We start from the raw sequence: 24,138 nt of genomic DNA, 5'->3' as shown, positions 1-24,138 counted from the left end.
TCAGAGTCTAAAACTTGAAGAGCAGCACTTTACAGCATTCCTTTGATGCGGTCATAGCCAGAACGACTAATCGGAAGTTTAACGCCGATATGCATCACTGCTTGATAGCTATCTTTGTTTGCACGTTCCAAGCATTTGAGCGCTTGAAGACGGATGATGGTCGAGCGATGGATACGTACAAAATATTCGGGACTGAGTTGTTTTTCTAAATCTGAAAGGCTTTGTGTTTTGAGTAAGGATTTGCCATCAAAGTGGATTTGTACATAATCATCCTGGGCTTCGATGTAGTCGATTTTCTCAATAGGAATAATGTGGGTTTGACCCCGATCTCTGACGATAAGGCGTTCTGGCTTGGCATTGGTTTGTGTGAGCAGTTCTTGTACTGCATGACTGTTTTGACCCAGTAACTTACGTGCCTTTTGGAGCGCCTCATCGAAACGTTGTTGTGAATAGGGTTTTAATAAATAGTCGATGGCATGTTGGTCAAAGGCGCGTAAGGCATATTGATCATAGGCCGTCGTGAAAATGACTCCTTCTTTACGGCCAGTGGCTTCTAAGACTTCAAAACCATTCAGTTTTGGCATTTGAATATCAAGAAAAATTAGATCGGGCTGCTGCGTACTGATGGAATCGACCGCTTCTAAACCATTTTCGCATTCACCTATAATTTCTATATCGGTGTGGCTGCGTAGATATTCTTTGGTCAGACGACGAGCTAAATCTTCGTCGTCGATGATGAGGGCGCGTAGGGTTGTCGTAGTCATGATTTTTCTTTGATTGAATAACGATGGATCAATTCACTTTTTCTAGCGGCAGGGTAATTTCGATACGGAACATCGAATTGTCTGTGCGCCATTCAACACGTGATTTTTCTGCGTAAAGGCTCAGCATGCGCGCCTGCAGGTTTTTTAAGCCTGTGCCTGTACCTTGAGCCAGGTTCGTGCTTTGTTCATCGATAGGATTTTCAATGGCGATGTAGAGCCAAGGTTCCCGCACCTTAGTGGTGACGAGTATCGTCCCACCATCCACCAGATCACGAATGCCATGCTTGATGGCATTTTCCAGCAAAGGTTGCAATAGCATGGGTGGCAGTAAGCATAGCGTTGAATCTGGATCTATCCGCATGTCAACCTGCAGTTTCTTACCAAAGCGAATTTTCTCGATTGATAAAAAATGATTGCATAGAGCGACTTCTTCAGCCAGCGTGATTTTCTGTTTTTCAGACAGTGCTAAGGTTTGCCTAAAAAACTGTGCCAGTTCTATTGTCATACTACGAGCGCCAGCGGCGTCTAAGGTCGTTAACGCGCTGATGGAGTTAAGGCTATTGAACAGAAAGTGAGGGTTAATTTGTGTACGCAAGACTTGAAGTTCTGCATCGCGTGCGAGTACTTCTGAGGCGGCTCCACGGCGCTCCGCTAATCGGATATTCTCTAAGGCGATCAGTACGTCATAAACCAAAATCGACAATAAAAAAAGCAGCGTGCCAATGATGAATAATAGAATAGGCATTTGCTGATTAAAGTGAATGCCAGCCCAGCTTTCTTCAAGTAACTGAGTCGCTTTATTCCACAAATAGCAGAGCCATAGCCAGATCGCACCATACAGAAATGCAGCTCCACCGAAGATCCCAAAAACTTGCAAGAAACGGCGCTTTTTCATCGGTAAGGAGCGACTGATATAGTAAGCCGAGGTACTTAACACGCCGAACGCTAACATAGTTGGTATCGAGAAAAGTAGGGCATTCATCCATAAGCTTGTATTCGTCAACACGAGCAAGGCGGCAAGCAAGCAGCCTGTCATTAACCAGATGGCATAGGTTAGCGAAATAGCCCGGAAATTTGACAAGAAGGGATTCATAACACTCGCGTTGGTCGTTTTTGTCGCACATACAAGTATGCGCGTTGTCATAGATTTATCATGACAACGCGCACTCTAGAACAATATAGGTTTTTCTAAAAAATGGAAATAGAAATTAGTTCTTGATTTCGACGCCGCCCATCACCGCCATACCGGTAATCACTAAGCGTTTTCCTGCGGTCATGGACGGGACGCTTGAGTCTTCAATGCCACCTAAGAATGCCATCCCATTATTTACTACTGTCCAGTCACTTGGAATTTTTAAAGCAATACCACCCCAAAATGCTGTGACGTTTAATACAGCTTCTGTTTGTATCGTCGCATTTCTCAGGTCCAACTCAACACCTCCCATGATCGCAGTGATGGAGCCACCACGAAAATCGTTCGATGCTACATTGCCTTGGTTGCCACTCATGATCGCAACAATATCCACTTGTGAATCTGATGTGATCGGCGTAGTGCTTGGCTTGACCAGATCTAATAGTTTGGAAGATTTATCTTTGAAAATCACCAATAAGCCAGCTCCGATCAATAACAAAGGCCACCAGTCACGCATATGAAAATTAATGATACCGAGACGGTTCAGGGTGATGATGGTACCGGCCGTCACCAGACCGCCGCCAATTAAATAGCCAGAGCGTGAATTTGCTTGTGATAACTTCAGCAAACCAACTGCGATAAAGACAGTCGGCCAAAATTGCAAAATATCGCGGGTGTCAAATAAGCGTAGATTGTCGACCAGGGCAAGGGCACCTATGATAATGATGATGGCACCGAGTATTAGTCTTTGCTGCGGATTAGCGTTTCTCATGATTTTGCTCTTTTCTTAAATTGGGTATAGATAGTGTGAAATCGGGCTACATAGCTAGGTAGTTATTTAGCTTTACTTAGTTGTTTGGTTTGTCGACGAAATATTTGAACACCATGTTCAGGCCTGCTGCTATGACAAACAAAGGCCAACTATTCGAGAACGTCAGTCCATACAAATGCTGCGTCACCGCATATAACCAAGCGCCTATGCCAATTTGAAAAAAACCGTCGAGGACTTCTGACATACGCTCGGCGCGCACTACGCAGATCACGCCTGAGAAAGCGATGAGGGCAGGCCAGTATTTGAAATAATCACGTGCATCAAGATAATCCATGCGATCTAACAAAAAGAAAAAACCTATCGCAACCAGCATGATGCCCATGTGAATACTATCTTTATGTTTACGCTTTGATGCTGCAGATTGTCCTGACGTGTTTGCTGTGGCGCTTATATTTTGTGTTGAGGTTTGCTCTGACATGATATTTCCTTTCGTCTTTATCTCTATTTACTGTTGAGTGCTTAGTTGATTCTTTAATCTATCGGCGTCGTATTGTTTGCGCCACATCGTTAAGATAAAACAGTCGATCAAGGAAGTCATGCCTTATTCGGCGAACGACGGTAAGGGGTCGGTAAATGACGAAAGTGGGATAAATAAGATGGAATCGAAGGAGAAAGGCAGGACGGAATTTGAGTGGACGCTGATTTACTTGGCGTCTGATCTTTCCTTAAAAATGCGTCTGAAAGTCAGATTGATACGTGCTCCAACGGGCTCTTTTTCTTTCGCGATCGCGTGTAACCAGTACTTTTGAGTGTTACCTTGCATGACTAGCAAACTGCCATGGCCGAGCTTGATTTTGTAGCGCAATTCCTTACGGGTTTTATGTTTAAAGGCAAATTCTCGACTGGCACCTAGAGTCAGAGATGCGATGATAGGTGCGGGGCCTAGCTCTACTTCATCATCGCTATGCCAGCCCATACTGTCTTGTTGATCGCGGTAATAGTTTAATAGAACGCTGTTAAACTGCGTCGCACAGCTATCCTCAAGTTTTGCTTTAATATCGATTAGCGGGAAACTCCAGGTCAAAGGCACTAAATGCAATCCAGAATAGGTATATTCAGCATCAGTATCACCATACCAAGCGCTGAGTCGTGGTTGTAGTCGCTGTACTCCCGCAATGCGTATGCTATCTTGTCGCCATGGTGTCTCTACACGTAGAAGTTCAAATAAATAATCAGCTTCAACCGCAGAATAGAAGTTTGGGAAGTAATGCAGATCAGCATCATGAAGGGTGATGATTTCGCCCTGTTCTGCGGGAGGGAACAAAGAACTTTGTTGCATGCGCTCACTTGCCTTGCAGTTTGTGTCGTTCGTATTCGATGTTCAATATCGTTTTTTGAATTGCGATGTCCATCATATGTGGCAGATCGACGAAATTAAAACCAACTTGATATTTGCCGAGCCGCGTGCGTTCGATCACGGTAATATGTCTGACGACTGCCGGGCAAAACAAGGGAGATTTGGCTGCGATATTAATTGTCACCTGTGGAAGAATAACTCCCGCTTTGAATGGTGGTTCACCTACGGTATAAATGCTAAACCCAGCGACGCTGAGATCATGTATACGCCATTCGCCCAGAAGTCTCGCTTCATTATCATACAGTTTCGCGTGTGGTGTATTTACGATAGGTAATAGGATTCGGTAAGTATCGCGCCGCTGCAGGCGCACAATTCGCTCTGGAATTGGCACCCAAAACGCTTCCTGATCACCCCACATAAAGCGTTCAGGATTAAGCCCAGTAAACTGTATTTTCACGCCATCGGGAAAGCCCATAAATACACATTGCTGTGCTTTAGCTAGTAAACGATTAGCTTTTTCATCGCCGCCCAAATCGAACACCAAGCCGTCTGGTCTGGCGGACAAAAGAACAGTCAAAATAAAATGCTGTCCGGCATTGAAGTAGACCGAGATTGGCTCACGTCTGTGGGCGAGTTCATTCAGGACGCTTAAGATTTCGACCTGGCTGGATAGGAAATATTTATCCTCGATTTCTTCGTTACTCAACGAGGCGGACATGTGCTACTTTCAATTGGAATAGTTAAATACTGCTTATTGCAGCAATTGTATAAAATGTTCAGCTGAGCGAATAATCGCATTGGAAGGTGATCCAAATAGGTTTTTGGTTTCTTGTACAACATAGTCATTGGTACCTTTGGTGCAGTAAAGCACGCCTTCAAAATTGGTGCCCAAATAGGTAAACGGGGTGAGTTTGGTTTTGACTGGAACATCACTGGCAAGTAAGACTCTTAACTTACGTTCAACGTCGTACAAATTATTTGTTTCAATTTTCACCATACCGCCCTTGGGGTTGGGGAAGCTAGTAGCAAATACAGGATATTGTCCCATGGGGTTTTTTAAGGAAATCTTCACGCCAAGCTTTAAAAACTTGCTGACTGCTACAAAATCGTCTTCGGTAAACATACCATCCCCCCCTTACATGCTATTAAGCTTTTGAGTTAGGTTACCAGAAAGTTTCTTTTACCCCAATTAGAACTTGTCAATTTATTTAATTTTTCATTAGTCATGTGGCTAAATTTTGGAATTGACTCAAATATCTGGACGAAGATAGAGATTCTTCTTGGATAGTGACACTGGGCGCTTCATTTGTTTTACTATAGGAAATGATTGAAATGAGACGCTATTGGCTACTTGATTAAAAATTTTAAAGAAGGCTAATTGGCGTCATTTGTGCTAATTGAAAAATCTGATTATAGGAATAATCAAAACAATCACAAGCTTTGCCATAGCAGATGTCGTCGTTAATTGAATCATTATTGAATTATTTTTTTTAATTACTCCAAATGAATCAGAGAGAATCCGAGTTTGAATTTATTAAGGGGCTAAGTGCAGAATTATCTTCCCGCAACTTGGTATTCCCAACCTCCTTAAAAGCGACGATGAAAATTCGTCAAGTGTTGGACGATCCTGATATGCCAATTGATCAGGTGGCCAGAATCATTAGTACCGAGCCGGTTTTGTCGGCGCAAGTATTGATGTTATCCAACACACCGATGTTTAATCGTAGCTCGAAGAAAATTGAAGAATTGAAATTGGCGGTGAGCTTGATGGGCTTTGGTGTGGTGCGTAATGTTGCCATCTCAGTCGGGATGAAACAGCTGAAAGACCAGAAGGAAAATACAGTAAAGTCGGAGCAAATGGAAGGATTATGGACCCGCAGCATGCGAGTCGCTGCTTTGTCTTTTGTGATCGCAAAAAATAGAACTAAACTAAGTGCTGATAAAGCGATGGTGGCGGGTTTGTTGCATGATATAGGTAAATTTTATATTTTGAGCCGTGCTTGCCAGTACCAAGGATTGTTTAGCTCTGAAGAAGCATTATGGGATTTAGTGGACCAATGGCATACCGATATTGGTGCAGCGATCTTGGAAAGCTGGGAGGTCTCAGATGATATTCGTGCTGCAGTGATGGACAGGAAGCGCAGTGATTTACCTGAGCATAGCCGCCCAACTTTGACTGATGTGGTTGCCGCTGCAGATTTCTTAGATGTGAGCTTTGTGAAGCAGTCCTTAGAAGACTTGGATGAATTTCCAGTGTCATTGAAAAATTTGGGATTGGACAAGAGTGAAACTGAAATTTTGATGAGCGAAACTCGTCAAGAGATCGCACAGATTTTGAGGGTCGTTGCTTGAATCTCCTGGTGACAGTCGATAGAGCGTTGCTAGCAAGATGGTAAAAGCCGTTGAACACACCATGAAAAAACCATGGATTTTCTAAGGTTATTGTTAATTGAGCTGAACTTAGTTCGATTTGTAGGTTCTTAGTGATAGTCTAGTTTGTTGCGACACGATCCTATTGCTCGGTGCGCATCGGTCATGACTTCTTTAGTATTGCCTTTCCCTTGATTGGAGCACGTATGAAAAAACTCTTATTGGCGTTGATGATCGCCTCTGGTATTACCCAAACAGCTGTGGCTGATGATGCTTTAAAAGCGGCTATTTCCAGTACTCAACGCACGCCCGCCAATGTCTTGCGTGATGGCGCCCGTCACCCTTATGCAACCTTAACGGTATTTGGTATCAAACCAACGATGACGGTGGTTGAGTTGGCACCAGGTGGTGGTTGGTATACGGAGATTTTGGGACCGTATTTACGTAATCAAGGCAAATTAATATTGGCCGGTGCTGGCAAGAATTTAAAAGAAAAGATGACGGCAACGCCAGCGATGTATGACAAAGTGGCGATTGGTGAGTTTGATCCGGCAAAAAAAATCGATTACGCGCCGAAAAATTCCGTCGATATGGTGCTGACTTTCCGTAACGTCCATAATTGGATAGGTATAAACCCTGCCGCGGCGAAACTAGTATTTCAAAGCGCATTTGACGCACTCAAACCAGGTGGTGTTTTTGGGGTGGTTGAGCATCGCTTACCTACTACGATGAAGCAGGATGAAAAAGCCAGCTCTGGCTATGTGCATGAGGCGTTTGTAGTACAACTGGCTGAGAGCGTAGGCTTTAAGTTGGTCGGTAGTTCGGAAGTCAATGCGAATCCAAAAGACAAAGCAGATCACGAAAACGGTGTATGGGCATTGCCTCCCGTTTTGGCGAACAAAGACAAAGATAAAGAAAAGTACTTGGCGATCGGTGAGAGTGATCGCATGACCTTGAAATTTATCAAGCCTTGAGACATGGCTAAGTTTTGATTCTAGTCATAAAGCCCAATGAATTTAGTGATTCATTGGGCTTTATTTATTTTGTAAAGATCAAACACAATGAAGTTAAACTCTGTTTTGTTCAATAGCGCGTTTTTGCTTTCGTTAGTATGCATATCCTGGCAAGGTTTGGCACATGCACAAACCATGTATCGTTGCGGCAGTAATTATCAAGATAAACCTTGCGCTAATGGTCAGACGGGTAAGGTGATAGGAGCCCAAAGAGCAACACCAACCGAAGCGGAAACCAAGAACGCCGTCGACAGTGTCTGTGCAAAACGTAGTGAAGATGCCAAGAAAATCATTTGGATGCGGCAAGGCGGTGCGGCGAAAGAAGATGTATTGGCAAAGGCAGATAGTTTGGCGCAGCAGCGTTTAGTTGACGAAGTCTATGCGACACGTGGTGACACACCGCAAATTCGTGCTTCGATTGAAAAACGTTGTATGGAGTCACGAACTGTTCAACGTGGCCCTGAATCTATGACAGACGCGGAACTTCTAAGTGCTGCGAAGGCTTTGGAGAAACGTATCAATAATGCGGAAAAAGCGGAAGCGAGTCGCGTCACTCCGGCGGAACCAGAAGCACCAGCGCCTAAGCGTAAACTGCCCTGCCAAAACATCAAAATGCAATTAGAGATCGTGAGCAACACGATACGGGCAGGAGCAGATGTACAGACCTTGCAGCAGTTAAATCAGCAAAAACGTGAATTTGAAAAAGACCTGGCTGCCGGAAGTTGCCGATAGTCGACAAGATGCTATAAGGCTCTGGTATAGGCCTTGATTTCAGCACAGTTGAAGAAAAAAATTTAGTAAAAGTTCTAGTAAAAGTTCTAGTAAAAGTTCTAGTAAAAGCGGACCACAATGAAGACTAAGAAAAAGGTGTGAAAATGAGTAAATATTCCCTGAACGTGAATGGCCAGACCAAGTCCGTCGATTTGGTGCCTGATACGCCTCTATTATGGGCACTGCGTGATTCATTAGATTTGGTCGGCACCAAATATGGTTGCGGTGTCGGTCAGTGCGGTGCCTGCATGGTACAGATTAACGGTGTCCCTACCCGTTCATGTATGACGCCGGTATCGAGTGTCGGTCGTCAAAAAGTCACGACCATAGAAGGCATCGATCCTAAAGCCGCACATCCTTTACAACAGGCTTGGCAAGAACTCGATGTGCCGCAATGTGGCTACTGTCAGGCTGGTCAGGTGATGAGTGCAGCGGCCTTATTAAAAGATAATCCAAATCCTAGCGATGCTGATATTGATGCTGCGATGGGGGGGAATTTGTGTCGTTGCGCAACTTACATGCGCATTCGTGCAGGCATACACCGCGCTGCTGAAATCGCCCGTGCTCAGAAAGGTAAAAAATGAAAACGACTGATTTGTCATTAGAAAAACCATCGCGTCGCGATTTTTTGCAACACACTACTGCAGGCGGTAGCGCACTGGTCTTGGGAAGTTTCTGGAGTGATCTGGCGAATGCCGAGCAACAGGTAACTAAGCCCACTGAAGGCGCGGTTTTCAATCCAAGCGCATTAATTAAAATCAGCAGTGATGGTACGGTCACTTTAATTTCTAAGCAGCCAGAAATCGGTCAAGGAATTAAGACCTCATTGCCTATGGTGATCGCGGAAGAATTGGAAGTAAATTGGAAAGATGTGAAGATCGTACAAGGTGATTTGAATCCCGCGTACGGCGGACAATTCGCTGGCGGTTCTTTGTCGACGCCACTTAATTACGATGAATTTTTAAAATTAGGTGCATTAGCGCGCACGATGTTAGTTGAAGCTGCTGCACAGACTTGGAATGTTGCTGCCGCTGAATGTTATGCTGAAAAGAGTAAGGTCATTCACAAAGCCAGCAAGCGTCAATTAAGCTACGCTAGCTTGGTGGCAAAAGCCGCCAGCCTGCCGGTGCCGGATGTAAAGACGGTCAAATTAAAAGACCCGGCGCAATACAAATTAATCGGTAGTCGCATCGGTGGCGTTGATAATGCGGCATTGATGACGGGTAAACCTTTGTTTGGTATCGATGTCAAAGTGCCGGGAATGCTGTATGCCGTGTACGAAAAATCTCCCGCTTTCGGCGGCAAAGTCATTAGTGCCAATTTGGAGGCGATTAAGGCACTGCCGGGCGTACGCGATGCGTTTATCATCGAAGGTACAGATAATCTGAATGGATTAATGCCAGGTGTTGCGATCATCGCCGAATCGACTTGGGCTAGTTTCAGTGCACGTAAACAGTTAAAAGTGGTGTGGGATGAAGGTCAGGTCGTCAACGAGAGTTGGGATGATTTTTCCGCGAAAGCACAGGCCTTATCCAAACAGACTGGCGCCGTCGGACTGCGTAAAGATGGCGATGTCAATGCCGCTCTGGCGAAAGCCGCCAAGACCGTTGAGGCGCATTACAGCTACCCGTTTATTTCTCACGCTAGTATAGAGCCCCAAAATTGTACGGCTTGGTACAAGCCAGAAGACGGTAGTTTGGAATTATGGGTGCCTACGCAAAATCCGGCAGCAGGGCAGGCGATCGTCACCAATATTCTGAAAATACCAAAAGAGAAAATTACTTTGCATATGACACGCAGTGGCGGTGGTTTTGGTCGTCGCTTGAGTGCGGATTATGTAATCGAAGCTGCCGCAATCGCGATGAAAGTTAAAGCGCCAGTCAAGCTGACCTGGTCCCGTGAAGATGATATGCGCCATGATCACTATCGTGCTGGTGGCTTTCATTTCTTGCGCGGTGGTGTTGATGCTAAGGGCAAGCTGACTGCCTGGCACAATCATTTCGTCACCTTTGCTAATCGTGTGATGCGAGATGGTAAAAGCATACTACAACCGGGCAGTGGCGCAAGTTTGTCGGGCGAGGAGTTTCCTGGTCGTTGGGTCGAGAATTGTTTGTTAGAACAAACCCCTATGGAATGCGGTATTCCTATGGGGCCGTGGCGCGCGCCTGGCAGCAATGTGTTTGCCTGGGTCTTTCATAGCTTTATCGATGAGCTGGCCCATGCAGCAAACCGTGATCCTTTAGAGTTTCGATTGGAAATTTTGGGTGATAAGGACATGATGCCAGGCACTGGCGAGCGTGGACAGCCGTATAACGTCGCGCGTATGCGTAAGGTATTGAAAGAAGTCGCTGAGAAGTCTGGTTGGGGCAAACGAAAGTTTCCGCGCGGTCAGGGGCAGGGTATTGCTTTCCATTTTAGCCATCGCGGATATATCGCTGAAGTGGCCGAAGTCACGGTATCAAAAGATGGTCAGTTAAAGGTGGGCCGTGTGGTAGTTGTAACAGACATTGGGTCACAAATTGTTAATTTGAGCGGTGCTGAAAATCAGGTACAGGGTTCCGTGATTGACGGCATCAGTACTTTAATGTTCCCTGAATTAGATATCCAACGTGGTCGCGTGGTACAGGGCAATTTCAATGAATACGGTTTGTTACGCATGCCAGATTCACCGACCAAGATTGATGTGCATTTCTTAAAGAGTGATTATCCGGTCACAGGTTTGGGTGAGCCTGCATTTCCGCCTTTAGCACCTGCTGTTTGTAATGCGATTTTTGCGGCTACAGGTAAGCGTGTGCGGCAATTACCTTTGTCACGTAATGATTTACGTTGGTCATGATGGTGTTCTGAACTCGCGTATTCAAATCAACCTAAAGTAGCCGCTAAAAATAGCGGCTTAAGTAAATTGCTAAGCAAGTGTTAATGAAAAGACCCGCCAAATTCTTACTGAATTTGGCGGGTCTTTTTCTTGCTTTTCTAAAAAGCAGCTTACCGACTTTATTGACGAACGCGTTTTTTAGCGCCGGTAGCTTTGCTGCTTTTCGCCTTGTAACCAGGTTGCCCTGCGACACCAGGGAAGCCAGGTTTAGCTGCTAGTTTTGTTGGCAAACCGACTACCGCCGATTTTTTTGAGGTGCTGTCATCTTTGCTTGAGGCTTCTACAGTTGTTGCCGCTGCTTCGGTGGTTTCTGTTTTTTTCACTTGTCTGACCTTGCTTGGTGGTTTTGTCGGAATCATTGTATCCGCTTCAGTTTTTGTGTCTACTTCCACAGCTTGAGTTAGCTTGGTTGGCGTTCTGACGCGCTTAAGCTTTTCTATCGGTGCTGGTGTTGCTGGTTCATTTGACGCTATCACTGCCGCCGATTGTAAAGAATTTGCTTTTGGCTTTACACTAGTCTTAGCTTTAGTTTTGCTTGCTACGTCTGTTGTAATATTGGCCTCTGCATCTTGTTTGACACTGCGTTTTACGGGTACCGTTCTTGCACGAACTAAAGTTGCTGTCGCTGCTTTTTTTGCTATTTCGGTTGTAGGCTTAGTTTCAGCCTTAGTTTCAGCCTTAGTTGCTAGCTTAGTTGCCGATTTAGTTTGAAGTATAGTCACTAGCCTCGGAGTTATGTTCTTCTCCGTTGAATTCGGCAAAGGCGTAATATCGATCATGCTCTCCGTTATCATAGGCGATAAAGTCTGTTCTAAGGCAAACATTTTTTCCTGAATTTGACGAGTCAAACTGTGTGCGGCGTGCCAGTAATGTTGAGTCTGTTCTGCACTGGCATGTAGTTGCGCCGAGAACAACATAAAAAATTCTTGTGGGTCTTTGACTTGCCACAGTGTGCTGTAGAACTGTCCCCAGCTTTCGCAGGCCAGTTGTACGGTCTGCGCTTGCAATTCAGCGCTACGGTCAAATTCTTCGCTGATGGATTGACTAAGTCCACTGAAAGCTGCGAATTGCTGCTCAATAGTCTGTGGACGAGTGCTAAACAACTGATTTGCTACAAAAATCATGGTTTCCTCCATCATCAATAAGAACGAAATAAGTATCAAACAATTATGAAACAAATTTTAGTGTGGCATTTGAGCTAGGTCTAAAACTGATAACATTTGGCATACGATGCGAGGATCGTGAATCAGTCGAAAAAGATTTGTCCGTATTTGTGGCATCGCAACATCGCGAATTGTAAGCTGAGAATTAGGAAATAGCGAGATTTGGCGACTATTTTTGCTGCTATGCATCAGGAATCCTTGAAATGCGCTGGTTAATTCTGTTTTCTTGCAAGTTTGGTCGCGTCAGCTCATTGTAAACCAACGTAAAATTCAGTTTGCTTTCTCCTTTAGGTATTCCTTATGCTCGAACCGTATCCAGATTTACATCACTTGCGCCAGCAATTGCGCGCCTTTGTTGCCGAGCGCGAGTGGCAACAATTTCATACGCCCAAGAATCTTGCCAGTGCTTTGGCGGTAGAAGCGGCAGAATTGTTAGAGCCATTTCAATGGTTGAAAAATGGCGAACTGACAGAGTTAAATGAGACAACACAAACAGCAATTAGACATGAAATGGCGGATGTCTTAAATTATCTAGTGATGTTAGCGGATCGTTTAAATGTCGATTTGATCGCAGCGGCGCAAGAGAAAATCATCTTGAATGCGCAAAAATATCCTGTTGATCAAGCCCGTGGCAGCATCAAAAAATATACTGAATTAAAATAAAACTTATCAACGGATGTTAACTAGAATCAGACTAACTATGATGTCTTGCAAAAAACAGGGATACATATAATGATACAACTGATTAGCCAGCACACTTTACAGGACTTGTCTGAGCAAGCGAAAGTTAGTCCGCGCTTACGTAAGAATTTGAATTTTCACTCAAGTAACGAAGCTCAATGCCACCGTCTGTTGAATGCTTTAGAGCCAGGTACTTATGTGCAACCACATTGCCACTTTGCGCCAGAAAAAGAAGAAAGTTTAGTGGTATTGGCAGGCTGCATAGGATTGCTGATTTTTGATGCGAGCGGTGCCGTCTTGCAAAAAATACGCCTCGCACCAGGTACTGAAAACTATGGTGTCACAATACCAGCAGGTGTTTTTCATAGCATGGTGGCATTGCAAACTGGTTCGGTATTTTTTGAAGCGAAAGCAGGTCCCTATGTTGCGATCAGCGATGCAGAAAAAGGAAGTTGGGCACCCGCAGAAGGTGATGCCACTTGTGCAGATTATTTGAATTTTATGCAGCAGCAATTCAATTGACAGATTTAATGCAATAAGTGTGAAGCTATCCAACGGGTTAATGCCTACTTAAGATTCATTAGGCTTAAGTGCTAGGTCGGGTACGCTCTATGAACGTATGATGAGGGTACTCTTCTTTCGTAATCGGAAACCCCTGATCGCTAAGCCACCTACAAGCTTCGTTTAATTCGAAAAAATAGGCGACTCGTGGATCGGCAATTGAATCGGTTTGTTGCTGATGAATTTTTTGTTTCAAATTATTCGGAACCACGACCGCAAGGCAAGCGCAATTATTTTCAAAAGCCCACGCACGCATACCGCGTATCATTTGTAAGCTACTCCCACCAGACATTTCCCAGTTTTCAGCATTTGTCAGCCCAGCCCATGGGGCATGTGTGGGTGCTTTTTCTTGAGTTTCCTTAAATACCGCTAGAGTGCCTTCGTCATTGAAAATTCCTGCGGTGCTGCGCACGAGAATTTGGCGTATGACTGTAATCTCCCAATCGCCGTGAATTTTCATATTTCCCGTAGTAAAAATGATGGACAAGATGAACTTCTTTGTATGTATTTTACTAGGAATATAGTGTAGTAGTGTTGTAAGCATAGCTGAAATTCTGCGTAGTTTCCTAACGCACAGACAATTGGAAAAAAGTGTCAAGAATTGTTTTGAACTACCAATTTCTTCTAAGGTACTGGCAAGTAATACCACTCAGTGTGTTTGAAACTACCTGCTTGAAGCTTTTTGCTAGACATCGTTTCGTCCGATAGTCTTCGCTCCATGTTGCACCGACCAGCATTAAAAGCTGAAGTGCGAACACAAGACGCATGTTGGACTTGACCACTGCGTCGCGTTCTTTAGACGTTTTTAAATTTCAAGAATTTTATTTTATTGAGGTCATTATGTTGAAGAAAAATTTGTTGGTATCTATTTTAGCGGTCGCTGGTTTAATGATAGGTGCTAGCGCATCAGCGCAAGTGTACGTGGGCGCGACTGCGGGTCAGTCTAAATGGAACGATGAATGTAAAGGTACGACTAAATGCGATACTACCTCTACTGGCTACAAAGTATTTGGTGGCTATAACATCGATAAGAATTTTGCAGTAGAAACGAGTTATTTCTCTTTAGGTAAAATTTCCGCGGCAGCTAGTGTTGGGCAGATCAACGCTAAAGCGGAAGTCAAAGGCACTGGTTTTGAAATCGCTGGTGTTGCTAAACATAATTTCACTGAAGATTTTGGTGGATTTGCGAAGTTGGGTTTGGCAAGGGTTAAAGCGGACGCAAGCTCAGTAGTTCCAGGCTTAGCAAATTTTTCACAGGACACAACGTCGACTCAACCAGTGTTGGGTTTAGGTGTGACTTACAAAGTATCTAAAGAGATCGCATTGCGTGGTGAAATCGAGACACGTCGTGTCAAACTGGGCAATGATAAAGATACGGTGAACAATTTCTCAGTTGGCGTGCAATACAGTTTCTGATAGCTCTTTATTGAGCTAGGTTTTCTCGAATAGATCTTACCGGTTAGACACGCAATCTAGTGCGCTAGATTGCGTGTCTTTTTTTATGGTCTTATTTTTGCGAATTAGAGCAAATTCAATTGAACTTCAATGTTGCCACGTGTCGCATTGGAATAAGGGCAAACTTCGTGTGCCTTCGCGATGAGCGCTTCGGCAGCGCTGCGTTCAATTCCTGGCAGCGAAACATTCAAAGTAACTTGCAGGCCAAACCCACCTTTACCATTGGGGCCTATCCCAACTTCGCCCGCGATGCTGGTGTCTGCCGGCAGGCTTTGTTTTGCTGCTGCCGCGACAAATTTTAATGCGCCAATAAAGCAAGCAGAATAACCTGCAGCGAATAATTGCTCTGGATTGCTACCTTCGCCACCTGGACCACCCAACTCTTTTGGCGTGCTAAGACTCACGCTTAATCGTTGATCGTCAGAGATGGCGCGACCATCGCGACCGCCAGTTGCGGTGGCGCGTGCTGTGTAAAGTACTTGCATAATAAACTCCTTGAAATTGATAATAAATGATGAAAATGTATCTGATGCGGACCGCTGCTTGCGCTTGAAGCTCACATAAAGTTGAAATGCAATGGCTTCTTTATTCGTGTTTGCAGCTTGGATATAATAATATCGCACAATTAAATTGTGTACAATCTACTTTGTTGAAATTAATTCTATCGACTTAATAGAATTTCTTTATATGGCATTGGTGGATACGTGGTACGCGCCATGCGCGCCAGCTGGAAGACCAGCTTGAATAACAGAGAAGACAGTGCGTGCCGCACACGCCAGCTCTATCGATCATCTAAGATAACAAACGGTTACAGTAATTTTTACATCAGCCGTGAGGTTTACTCCGCTAAATGCCGGTTCAATTCGTCACGAAGTTGCTGCAAGTTACTACGAAGTTGGCTCAGATTGTTAGTGCTTAAGCCGCTGGCACACAGGATTTGTGCTGGGATTTCTTCTGCTGTTTTGCGTAGCGCTTGTCCTTCGGCGGTCAGGGTGATTCTGACTTGACGTTCATCTTCACTGTCTCTTTTCCGTTTTAGGAGTAATGCGCTTTCAAGACGTTTTAAGAGCGGGGTCAATGTGCCAGAGTCAAGAAATAGTAATTCACCGATTTCTTTGACGAGCAGATTATCCTGCTTCCAAAGAACTAACATCACCAAATATTGCGGATAGGTGAGACCTAGCTGATCCAGCAGCGGTTTGTAGGTTTTTGTCATTGCAAGTGACGTTGAGTACAGTGCAAAACAAAATTGGTTTTCTAGCGCCAGGTAATCTGGTGTGGGAGATTTTTTTGATTTCATGTTGAACATCGCCATTAGTTCTTGCATTATCGGACTTCCGCTGCGCTTTATCAATCTTTGTTGAAAGAGCCCATGGAGTCTGAGGGCCGAAGCGGGAAACGTCGAAACGCGAAAATTCCTATTCGAGTGCTTATACATAGTGAAAAACCTAGTGTCGCGAATTAGCTCGTGGTCGTGTGTAAGAATGTTTCGATATTTTCGGTATAAGCCGGATCGATGAACTTTTATGGCGGATAGGTGATTGCGCATCCGTGGTCAACCCTCATTGCGCTAGCGTCGTTAAATACACTATCTTAGATGAGTGGAGCATAGTGACATGACTGATACGCAAACCAAAAAATCACTGCATCCTTTGATTGCAATTGCAGCTTGTTCCGTCATTGTGGTAAGTCTCGTTGGCGTTGCTGCGATGACAGGGATGCTCCCTAATTCCAATGGCGAACCTAAATCAGATTCGCTCAATACAAGTGCTTCACTGGCTGAGAGCAGTAGCTCGGCAAAAACAAGCGGTAAAGCGCTAGCAAAAAATTCTGCGTCGAAAAATGCCGAACACAATAGTGCCCTCGATGATGACAGAGAAAAAGCAAACACGGTTCAAACAGCTAAAAAAACGATCTGCCAACAATGTGGCGTTGTCACGTCGGTGCGTAGTTACGAACAAAAAGCCGAACAAGGAAGTGGCGTCGGTGCCGTAACGGGTGCCGTTTTAGGTGGCTTGATTGGTAACCAAATAGGTGGCGGGAATGGCAGAAAAATTGCTACTGTTGCAGGTGCGGTAGGTGGTGGTTATGCAGGAAATGAAATTGAAAAAAGCCGCAACACGCATGTCGTCTACCAAGTGACTGTAAAAATGGAAAATGGCGAAGTCCGTACCTTCAAACCAAGCAATAAACCTGACTGGCGTTCAGGTGATCATGTGCGAGTGACGGATGGTCGTTTGGTCAGTAATGACTAAGTTCGAACGAAGTCTACATTCAACCTGATACAAACCTAAAACACGAAACGGCGACTCAGTACTCAAGTCGCCGTCTTTTTATTTAGTCTCAGTCTGCGATAAAGTCAGTATGCTATGCGCAACCAAATCCAAAGCAGGGCGCGCATTCCCTTGTTTGTCAGTCCAGACCTTAGGCGTTAAGGCCCCCGACAGGCTTAGACTTGCGCCATCTTCCAGATTCAGTAAGGCCTCTCGCACGGCGTCATTAAAGGCAATCACATTACAAATGATAACGTCGCCATCGTCAGTCATAGCCTTGACTTTACAAGTCACATAGCTGGAGCCAGCATGACCAGTTCTTTGTTCTGCGATGCCATACAGGCGTCCTGCGATCAGTGCATCTATCATATTGGTTTGTCTCGTTCACGGTATTGGAAGCGAATTATAGTACCTAAGATGTACATTCTTCTAGTTCAGGCAGGCAATGAGCTCAGCGGTGGCATGTGGATAAAATACATGTAATTGTGCCAGTCCACTAGAAACGAAAACACAACATTATGGTTTGCTAATCAATTTTTTGAGTTCGAATCGTCCTGCAATAGATGCAAACAGTATTTGAAAACCGTAGTGATTCCATAACGCATTCCAATCCGCATCGCAACGCGTTGCTAGATGCGTCAGTCAAACTATATGCAATTTAAGGCATGGCTAAAATTTCTTTTCTTAGCGATTCATTCATTTTCGGTGCTTTTCAGCTTATGTGAGCGGTCAGAACCTTGGGCTTTGATGCGCTTTGAGATCGGTTAAGTCCGCGCAAAATTACATAGAAAATGAGTGCGCCGGCGAGGCCATGCATCGCCATGAAAAAGACTCCCTCAGCATAGCTTAGCCAGGCATAGTTAGTCGGAATGCCATCGATGTAAGTGTCAACATACGTGCCGTGCCAGTTGTGACCAGCAGAGTAGCCCTCCATCTGTCTTGGCCAAAAAAAGACATTCGGTAAAGCACCAAGAATCAAGCCAGCGCTTGCCATAGAAAGCCAACTGTCTTTACCAAGCTTACGCAGTGCGAGGAACGTCGGTATGCCTAAAATTAGCACCGCAGCGGAAGCGACGGCCAATATCGCAACTATCATTAATCCGATACCGTTAAGTGGCTGTGGCGATGCCAAATAGTCTGGTGCTAGCCGTAAGAGCATTACGATAGGCTGAATTAAAACTGCGGCCAGAGCTGCGATCCAAATGTTCATGGTGTGTTAACTTTCAAAAATAGCCGAAGAGGGTGTGTCGCGCTAGACTTAGGTTTAAATCGAATGTTATCTATAGAAATGTTTTGCGGCGACTACTCGGTTGAGATTGCTTGAATCAATTACTCAACACAATAGCTTATGGGCTGCAGACTTCATACTTTATACTGAAAAACATTGGTGGCGCTTATTTATGCTGCTGACTAAATAACCAATCACGCCACCAATATCCCGGATAGACATCAGACGGTGGCTGATGCTTCAGCCCTTTGTACTCTCTCAATGTGACTTGCTGCCCACCATGGTCAGTAATCGCTTGGACGAAGCGTCGATCAGCGGTAATTGGGTTTTCCATGTCTGCGTCACCATGAATCACGATGATAGGTAGATTCGTAAAATTACTCGCTTGCGAGTTGGGCGGTGCGATGCCACCCATGGGGACAATGCCAGCAAGCATGCCCGGTGCGATGCTTGGCAGCAGCCAAGTTGCTGAGCCACCCATAGAAAATCCCGAGGCATAGATTCGTGATTTATCCACGGGATTTGCTGCGCTAAATTGATTGATTAGCTCGACGGTGTCGTTCAACATAGTCGAAGGCACAGCATGTTGATCCGGTGAAGCCGGACCGTAGTTCGCGCTTCTGATAGCAAACTGCGGAATCAAAATAAAAGCCTGATATCGATCGCGAACATCCGGCATAGCCCAACTTTTCGCCAGTCGATCTAACTGGCTTACATTGTCAGTCCCTATTTCTCCTGATCCATGCAGTTGCACTACTAGCGGATAAATTTTTCCTGGAATTAGTTTTGATGGCCGCAGCAAGCGATAGGGCAATTGCGCACCGCGTGATGATTTGAAAATGACGCTCTCAAATTGGTCGGCGGATACCGTATTGAAAATTTCTCTAGACAGGGGAGTGGGGTTGTCTATCTGTTCTTGTTTTGGGGAGACGCTTGCGCAGCTTGTCAGGGCGGCGCAGAGAAGGAGGATCAATGTTTTTGTTGTTTTCATTGTTGGGATGGGCTGTGTGACTTCAGGTTTAGCGTTGAGCTGAAAGGTCCGCCTTTGTGTAAAGAAGTAAACCAGAAATTTTCTTTAGCTATTCTATGTCATTTGTTTTGTTAATCTATTCAAAGGATTTTGACATCCTCGCTCTATCGTAATCAAGTAGGAGGCTATTATGCTTTACGTATAGTTTTCTTAAAAATTCCTTATTTGGTCCAATTATATCCATACCTCTATCATCATAAGGATGCACTAATACACGATCTTTAAAATTGAAAATGTATATGTCACAACGGGGATTGGGATGCAAAGATGGGAAATCTACTGTAAAAGCGCACCAAAATAAACTCTGTAGTTTCGTTGTCGGTAATTGAAACGCAAGGCTTATCCACCATTCTTCAATGTCCTCATCAAACCTGTCTTCGAATGGAACGGGGTCAAACCAAATTTCACGCTCTTCTGGAATTGCAATACCCGCATTTTTTAGTTCACGTAAAACTTTGCGCAGTGCGAACTTATCATTCCCAGCGAATCTCCGTAAACAAACGGTTAATGAATCAACTGCATCAAACAAATCTTCACAAATCAGTGAAGCTTTCCGTAATGCTGTCAGCACTTGTTCTAACGGTTCTCCACCTTCCGATAGTTCAAATCGTAAACCGTCTGGGTGCGCATAGAACAGCGCATCCCCGCACACTTGAATCCCAAAAATGTCCTCGATTGATCTACTAATTTTTGGATTCATGATGATCCTTAATGCTCGCATAGCACTGTTCACAAACAATGGAGAAATCGCAAAATTTTCTAAACCGATCTGTCATATCTTCTTCGAGCAAGAACATATGTTCACATGCGTAGCACCAAGCTTGAAGATCGCGAGGTTCAGAGCAGTTCTCGACAAAACCAAGTGGCGCCCCATTGTTTTTAACCAAATGACAACATACAGTAGCGGCAAATCCTTTTCCGTGCTTCTCACAATCCATACTCAGTTCGTCGCTTTTCATACGTGAAGACACCTAAATTAATTTGGAAGGAACCGAAGTTAACATGTAAATGCGAAAATAACAACGATGTTTCAAATAGTTGGCAGAGCTTATCAAAAATTGTATTTATGCTTCCAGTGATATATTGATATTGTCTATGCCCACGGGCAAACATCATCCCTCCCAATCCCACAAAACAACAAAACCACGCGTTTTTTTCTTTACTTTTCAAAGCGCTTTGAATTAAACTGGAAATCAATCCAAAGCGCTTTGAATTAATCCAGCAAAAATTACAAAAATTATTCAATCAGCGCTTTTTAATTTTCCAGAATATGAGTAAGTCTATGAAACCAGCCTGCATTTTTGACCTCGATGGTGTGATTGTGGATACCGCGAAGTATCACTATCTGGCTTGGAAGCGCTTGGCGAATAGTTTGGGCTTTGATTTTACTGAGCATGACAATGAGCAGCTTAAAGGTGTCAGTCGGGTTGAGTCTTTGAAATTGATTTTGCGCTTGGGTGGCAAGCAACTTGATGACGCGGAATTTGATGCGGCCTTGGTTCGTAAGAATGGCTGGTATTTGGAATACATACAGCAAATCGGGCCGGAAGAAATCTTGCCAGGTGCGGCGGAGTTTTTGAGTTCAGTGCGCGCGCTGGGGATCAAAGTGGCGCTGGGATCGGCGAGTAAAAATGCGGTCTTGATCTTGGAGCGCATACAGTTGCTCGATCAGTTCGATGCGATTGTCGATGGCAATAAAGTTAGCAAAGCCAAACCCGATCCTGAAGTTTTTTTAAAGGCGGCTGAAGAATTAGCAGTACCTGCGAGCGAGTGTATCGTGTTTGAAGATGCGGTGGCGGGTGTGCAGGCGGCGCGTAATGCGGGCATGAAAGTGGTGGGTATCGGTAGTGCGGCTGTACTAGATCAGGCGCATTTTGTGTTGCCGAATTTTGCGGGTTTGAGCATCGCAGATGTGCTTGCCAGATTCGCGTAGTTGAAGAAGATAACGAACAAAATAAAACCAAGACGGATGAAATAGCAATGAGAGATTACATAAAAAAAGACCCATGGAATATTATCGAAGAAGGCTTTGATCCTGCTTTGAATCGTATTTCCGAAAGTGTCTTTTCGATAGGTAACGGCAAGATGGGCCAGCGTGCCAATTTTGAAGAAAAATACAGTGGCAGCAGCCTGCGCGGCAGCTACGTGGCTGGCGTTTATTACCCAGATAAAACGCGCGTCGGCTGGTGGAAAAATGGTTATCCAGAATATTTCGCCAAGGTGCTCAATGCGACCAATTGGATCGGTATTAACGTCAACGTCGATGGCGAAGAACTCGATTTGGCAACGGCCAAGGTAGAGAATTTTAAGCGTGTGTTGAACATGCAAGAAGGCATCTTGCAACGCAGCTTTGTGGCGACGCTGGCATCGGGCAAGCAAATTGAAGTGCAGTCCACACGCTTCACTAGCATCGTCGATACCGACAATGCGGTGATTCATTATTCTGTGAAGGCTTTGAACTTCAGCGGTAAGCTCACATTCACACCATTGCTTGATTTGAATGTGGTGAATCAAGACTCCAATTACGATGAACAATTTTGGGCTGAGATTTCACGCAGCGCAGAAGTGGGTGTTGCCTCGATTACTGGTGAGACTAAGAAAACGGCGTTCCATGTGGCGACAGCCTTTGCTTTGTCATTGGAAATCGATGGTACGTCGCAGGCTTTGCAAGCGGAACCCGTCTCGAAAGAAAAATTTGTCGCGAATGTCGTGCATGTTGAAATCGCGCAGGGACAATCTGTTAGCTTGATCAAATACGTTTCGGTGGTTTCTTCGCTCTACGCTGAGAAGGCGACGATACAGGCGACGGCGCAAGCGAGTGCAACCGGGGCGCAGGCTAAAGGCTTTGAAAAAATGCTGAGCGAGCAGCGTGCAGCATGGGCGAAAAAATGGGCTGAATGCGATATCACGATTGATGGCGATGTCGCTGCGCAGCAGGCGATCCGTTTCAATATTCTGCAAATGAATCAAACCTATACAGGTGAAGATGAGCGCTTGAATATCGGTCCTAAAGGTTTCACAGGCGAAAAATATGGTGGCGTGACTTATTGGGATACCGAAGCGTATTGCCTACCGTTTTATCTGAAAACTGCTGATCCAAAAGTCGCACGTCAATTGCTCGTGTATCGTTACAAGCATCTCGGTCGCGCTATCGAGAATGCAGCCAAACTGGGCTTTAAGCATGGCGCGGCTTTGTATCCTATGGTGACGATTAATGGTGAAGAATGCCATAACGAATGGGAAATTACCTTCGAAGAAATCCACCGCAATGGCGCGATGAGTTTTGCGATATACAACTACATCAATCACACGGGGGATGTTGGCTACTTGGCCGAATACGGCTTGGAAGTCTTGATCGCGATTTCACGTTTTTGGCGTCAACGCGTGCAATGGTCAGATCGTCGCAATGGTTACATCATGTTAGGTGTGACCGGGCCAAATGAGTACGAGAATAACGTCAACAACAATTGGTATACCAACTTGTTGGCGCAATGGACTCTAAATTACACCCGCGAATCCTTAGCGCAGGTCAAAGCCAGCGATCCTGCGCGTTACGCCGAAATCGTCACCAAAACCCAATTGGGTGGGCACGAAGACGAAGAAACGATCTGGGCCGATGTCGCAGCAAAAATCGTCTTGCCACTGGATGCGCCAACCGGTGTATTTATTCAGCATGACGGCTTTATGGATAAAGAATTGCTGCCGATGTCAGCGATTCCTAAGGGGGAATATCCTATTCATAAAAACTGGTCATGGGATAGAATTTTGCGCTCTTGCTATATCAAGCAAGCCGACGTTTTGCAGGGGATTTATACCTTTGAAGCGAACTACGATAAAGAGACACTCAAGAAGAATTTTGACTTCTATGAGCCTTTGACTGTGCATGAATCTTCGTTGTCGCCGTGTATCCATTCGATTTTGGCGTCGTCCTTGGGGTATGAGGATTTGGCATACAAGTTCTATTTGCGTACCGCACGTCTTGATCTCGATGATTACAACCATGATACGGATGATGGCTTGCACATTACCTCAATGGCGGGTACCTGGATGTCGGTGGTCGAAGGCTTCGGTGGCGTACGCGTAAAGCAAGGCGTATTGCAGTTGAATCCGAGTTTACCTAAGCAATGGCAAGGCTATTCTTTCCGTATTACTTTCCGTGGCGCTTTATTGAAAGTGGCGGTGAAGGCCGACGCCATCATCGTAGAAAATGAATCGGATGTGGAGTTGTCTATGCAAGTTGCTGGCATAGAGAAGCACATATCTGCTAGACAGATTTTGACGGTAGAGCGTTGAATTTAGAATGGTCCCGGACTTAAAGTGAAACAATTTGTGAATTAACTAATTTGGGAATTGATTTCTGTGACATTGAGTGATAATGTAAAAGCGAAAACATAGGTTTGATTAAATCGAATGCTGTGTTTTCTCTCGCAAGTAGAGGGAAATAGGTAGCCCACAAAAGGCGATGAGTAGGGGTGATGGTTGAGGTGTTTAGTATCGAATTTCTTGCTCACATCGGAGGGGTAATCAGCTCGGTGATGAGTTTCGGCTCCCTCCTTATGAGAGTAAGTGAGGGGCTTTTTTTTCTGCTTTTATCCTTCATTTCCGGCCTATTCTGTTCAGCTCATTATCTTCTCCCGTAACAGTTATTCTCTCGTCTTCAGCTTTCTCCCTCGATTCTTTCCTTATTGCTTTC

The 24,138-nt window shown here is 44.8% G+C and carries 26 protein-coding genes; 11 read left to right on the top strand and 15 right to left on the bottom strand.

Annotated elements, in window-relative coordinates; all coding sequences use genetic code 11:
- Positions 1 to 29: 29 nt before the first annotated feature.
- The 7 genes from ACO0KZ_RS00830 to ACO0KZ_RS00800 form a co-directional block, all read right to left on the bottom strand.
- Positions 30 to 764 (bottom strand): LytR/AlgR family response regulator transcription factor, encoded by a 735-nt coding sequence (locus ACO0KZ_RS00830; RefSeq protein WP_422991772.1) that lies wholly within the window; start codon positions 762 to 764, stop codon positions 30 to 32.
- A gap of 28 nt (positions 765 to 792) precedes the next feature.
- A complete protein-coding gene (locus ACO0KZ_RS00825; protein WP_422991770.1) occupies positions 793 to 1,857 on the bottom strand; it encodes a sensor histidine kinase in 1,065 nt (354 codons plus the stop codon).
- 115 nt (positions 1,858 to 1,972) lie between these two features.
- Positions 1,973 to 2,668: a LiaI-LiaF-like domain-containing protein gene (locus ACO0KZ_RS00820; RefSeq protein ID WP_422991768.1), complete on the bottom strand. Its 696-nt coding sequence runs from the start codon at positions 2,666 to 2,668 to the stop codon at positions 1,973 to 1,975.
- Between the two features lie 76 nt (positions 2,669 to 2,744).
- Positions 2,745 to 3,146, bottom strand: a complete 402-nt coding sequence (locus ACO0KZ_RS00815) for a LiaI-LiaF-like domain-containing protein (protein WP_422991766.1) — start codon at positions 3,144 to 3,146, stop codon at positions 2,745 to 2,747.
- 225 nt (positions 3,147 to 3,371) lie between these two features.
- Positions 3,372 to 4,007 (bottom strand): alpha-ketoglutarate-dependent dioxygenase AlkB family protein, encoded by a 636-nt coding sequence (locus ACO0KZ_RS00810; protein WP_422991764.1) that lies wholly within the window; start codon positions 4,005 to 4,007, stop codon positions 3,372 to 3,374.
- 4 nt (positions 4,008 to 4,011) lie between these two features.
- The gene (locus ACO0KZ_RS00805) at positions 4,012 to 4,743 is read right to left on the bottom strand and encodes a flagellar brake protein (protein WP_422991762.1); all 732 of its coding nucleotides are present in this window, start codon (positions 4,741 to 4,743) and stop codon (positions 4,012 to 4,014) included.
- 33 nt (positions 4,744 to 4,776) lie between these two features.
- A complete protein-coding gene (locus ACO0KZ_RS00800) occupies positions 4,777 to 5,148 on the bottom strand; it encodes a hypothetical protein (protein ID WP_422991760.1) in 372 nt (123 codons plus the stop codon).
- 380 nt (positions 5,149 to 5,528) lie between these two features.
- Here ACO0KZ_RS00800 and ACO0KZ_RS00795 point away from each other — a divergent pair, with 380 nt between their 5' ends.
- The 5 genes from ACO0KZ_RS00795 (at position 5,529) to ACO0KZ_RS00775 (ending at position 11,015) form a co-directional block, all read left to right on the top strand.
- On the top strand, positions 5,529 to 6,377 hold the full coding sequence (locus tag ACO0KZ_RS00795; RefSeq protein ID WP_422991758.1) for an HDOD domain-containing protein: 849 nt from the start codon (positions 5,529 to 5,531) through the stop codon (positions 6,375 to 6,377).
- A gap of 224 nt (positions 6,378 to 6,601) precedes the next feature.
- Positions 6,602 to 7,369 (top strand): class I SAM-dependent methyltransferase, encoded by a 768-nt coding sequence (locus tag ACO0KZ_RS00790; RefSeq protein WP_422991756.1) that lies wholly within the window; start codon positions 6,602 to 6,604, stop codon positions 7,367 to 7,369.
- 87 nt (positions 7,370 to 7,456) lie between these two features.
- Entirely contained in the window at positions 7,457 to 8,140 is a 684-nt protein-coding gene (locus ACO0KZ_RS00785; protein ID WP_422991754.1) for a hypothetical protein, read from the top strand.
- A gap of 143 nt (positions 8,141 to 8,283) precedes the next feature.
- On the top strand, positions 8,284 to 8,763 hold the full coding sequence (locus ACO0KZ_RS00780) for a (2Fe-2S)-binding protein (protein ID WP_422991752.1): 480 nt from the start codon (positions 8,284 to 8,286) through the stop codon (positions 8,761 to 8,763).
- The gene (locus ACO0KZ_RS00775; protein WP_422991750.1) at positions 8,760 to 11,015 is read left to right on the top strand and encodes a molybdopterin cofactor-binding domain-containing protein; all 2,256 of its coding nucleotides are present in this window, start codon (positions 8,760 to 8,762) and stop codon (positions 11,013 to 11,015) included. Before ACO0KZ_RS00780 ends, ACO0KZ_RS00775 begins: the two co-directional genes overlap by 4 nt.
- 158 nt (positions 11,016 to 11,173) lie before the next feature.
- Here ACO0KZ_RS00775 and ACO0KZ_RS00770 read toward each other — a convergent pair whose 3' ends face one another.
- Positions 11,174 to 12,178 (bottom strand): phasin family protein, encoded by a 1,005-nt coding sequence (locus ACO0KZ_RS00770; RefSeq protein WP_422991748.1) that lies wholly within the window; start codon positions 12,176 to 12,178, stop codon positions 11,174 to 11,176.
- 339 nt (positions 12,179 to 12,517) lie between these two features.
- On the opposite strand from ACO0KZ_RS00770, the gene ACO0KZ_RS00765 reads away from it, so the two are divergent.
- Both ACO0KZ_RS00765 and ACO0KZ_RS00760 read left to right on the top strand, forming a co-directional pair.
- Positions 12,518 to 12,880, top strand: coding sequence for a nucleotide pyrophosphohydrolase (locus ACO0KZ_RS00765; protein ID WP_422991746.1), 363 nt, complete (start codon positions 12,518 to 12,520; stop codon positions 12,878 to 12,880).
- A 69-nt stretch (positions 12,881 to 12,949) separates the two neighbouring features.
- A complete protein-coding gene (locus ACO0KZ_RS00760) occupies positions 12,950 to 13,420 on the top strand; it encodes a WbuC family cupin fold metalloprotein (RefSeq protein ID WP_422991744.1) in 471 nt (156 codons plus the stop codon).
- Between the two features lie 64 nt (positions 13,421 to 13,484).
- Here ACO0KZ_RS00760 and ACO0KZ_RS00755 read toward each other — a convergent pair whose 3' ends face one another.
- Entirely contained in the window at positions 13,485 to 13,946 is a 462-nt protein-coding gene (locus ACO0KZ_RS00755; RefSeq protein WP_422991742.1) for a hypothetical protein, read from the bottom strand.
- 353 nt (positions 13,947 to 14,299) lie between these two features.
- Here ACO0KZ_RS00755 and ACO0KZ_RS00750 point away from each other — a divergent pair, with 353 nt between their 5' ends.
- A complete protein-coding gene (locus ACO0KZ_RS00750; protein WP_422991740.1) occupies positions 14,300 to 14,875 on the top strand; it encodes an outer membrane beta-barrel protein in 576 nt (191 codons plus the stop codon).
- Positions 14,876 to 14,979: 104 nt separating this feature from the next.
- On the opposite strand, the gene ACO0KZ_RS00745 is transcribed toward ACO0KZ_RS00750, so the two are convergent.
- Both ACO0KZ_RS00745 and ACO0KZ_RS00740 read right to left on the bottom strand, forming a co-directional pair.
- The gene (locus ACO0KZ_RS00745) at positions 14,980 to 15,399 is read right to left on the bottom strand and encodes an organic hydroperoxide resistance protein (protein WP_422991738.1); all 420 of its coding nucleotides are present in this window, start codon (positions 15,397 to 15,399) and stop codon (positions 14,980 to 14,982) included.
- Between the two features lie 353 nt (positions 15,400 to 15,752).
- Positions 15,753 to 16,214 (bottom strand): MarR family winged helix-turn-helix transcriptional regulator, encoded by a 462-nt coding sequence (locus ACO0KZ_RS00740; protein ID WP_422991736.1) that lies wholly within the window; start codon positions 16,212 to 16,214, stop codon positions 15,753 to 15,755.
- Positions 16,215 to 16,530: 316 nt separating this feature from the next.
- Here ACO0KZ_RS00740 and ACO0KZ_RS00735 point away from each other — a divergent pair, with 316 nt between their 5' ends.
- Positions 16,531 to 17,169, top strand: a complete 639-nt coding sequence (locus ACO0KZ_RS00735; RefSeq protein WP_422991734.1) for a glycine zipper 2TM domain-containing protein — start codon at positions 16,531 to 16,533, stop codon at positions 17,167 to 17,169.
- Positions 17,170 to 17,247: 78 nt separating this feature from the next.
- Here ACO0KZ_RS00735 and ACO0KZ_RS00730 read toward each other — a convergent pair whose 3' ends face one another.
- From ACO0KZ_RS00730 to ACO0KZ_RS00715, 4 genes are all read right to left on the bottom strand, one after another.
- Positions 17,248 to 17,556 carry a single-stranded DNA-binding protein gene (locus tag ACO0KZ_RS00730; protein WP_422991732.1) on the bottom strand — a complete coding sequence of 103 codons (309 nt, stop codon included), beginning with the start codon at positions 17,554 to 17,556 and terminating at the stop codon, positions 17,248 to 17,250.
- 343 nt (positions 17,557 to 17,899) lie between these two features.
- Positions 17,900 to 18,397, bottom strand: coding sequence for a hypothetical protein (locus tag ACO0KZ_RS00725; protein WP_422991730.1), 498 nt, complete (start codon positions 18,395 to 18,397; stop codon positions 17,900 to 17,902).
- Positions 18,398 to 18,581: 184 nt separating this feature from the next.
- Positions 18,582 to 19,406, bottom strand: coding sequence for a dienelactone hydrolase family protein (locus ACO0KZ_RS00720; RefSeq protein ID WP_422991729.1), 825 nt, complete (start codon positions 19,404 to 19,406; stop codon positions 18,582 to 18,584).
- A gap of 115 nt (positions 19,407 to 19,521) precedes the next feature.
- A complete protein-coding gene (locus ACO0KZ_RS00715) occupies positions 19,522 to 20,145 on the bottom strand; it encodes a DUF3885 domain-containing protein (protein ID WP_422991727.1) in 624 nt (207 codons plus the stop codon).
- Between the two features lie 582 nt (positions 20,146 to 20,727).
- Between ACO0KZ_RS00715 and pgmB the strand changes: the two genes are divergently transcribed.
- Entirely contained in the window at positions 20,728 to 21,378 is a 651-nt protein-coding gene (gene pgmB / locus ACO0KZ_RS00710; RefSeq protein WP_422991725.1) for a beta-phosphoglucomutase, read from the top strand.
- Positions 21,379 to 21,425: 47 nt separating this feature from the next.
- Complete coding sequence (locus ACO0KZ_RS00705; protein ID WP_422991723.1) at positions 21,426 to 23,738, top strand: family 65 glycosyl hydrolase domain-containing protein; 2,313 nt, start codon at positions 21,426 to 21,428, stop codon at positions 23,736 to 23,738.
- The last annotated feature ends 400 nt before the right edge of the window (positions 23,739 to 24,138 follow it).

This window comes from Undibacterium sp. Di24W, assembly GCF_049340325.1.
Classification (GTDB): domain Bacteria; phylum Pseudomonadota; class Gammaproteobacteria; order Burkholderiales; family Burkholderiaceae_D; genus Undibacterium.
The sequence above is the reverse complement of the archived record's forward strand: the minus strand, read 5'-3'. Positions and strand labels throughout refer to the sequence as shown.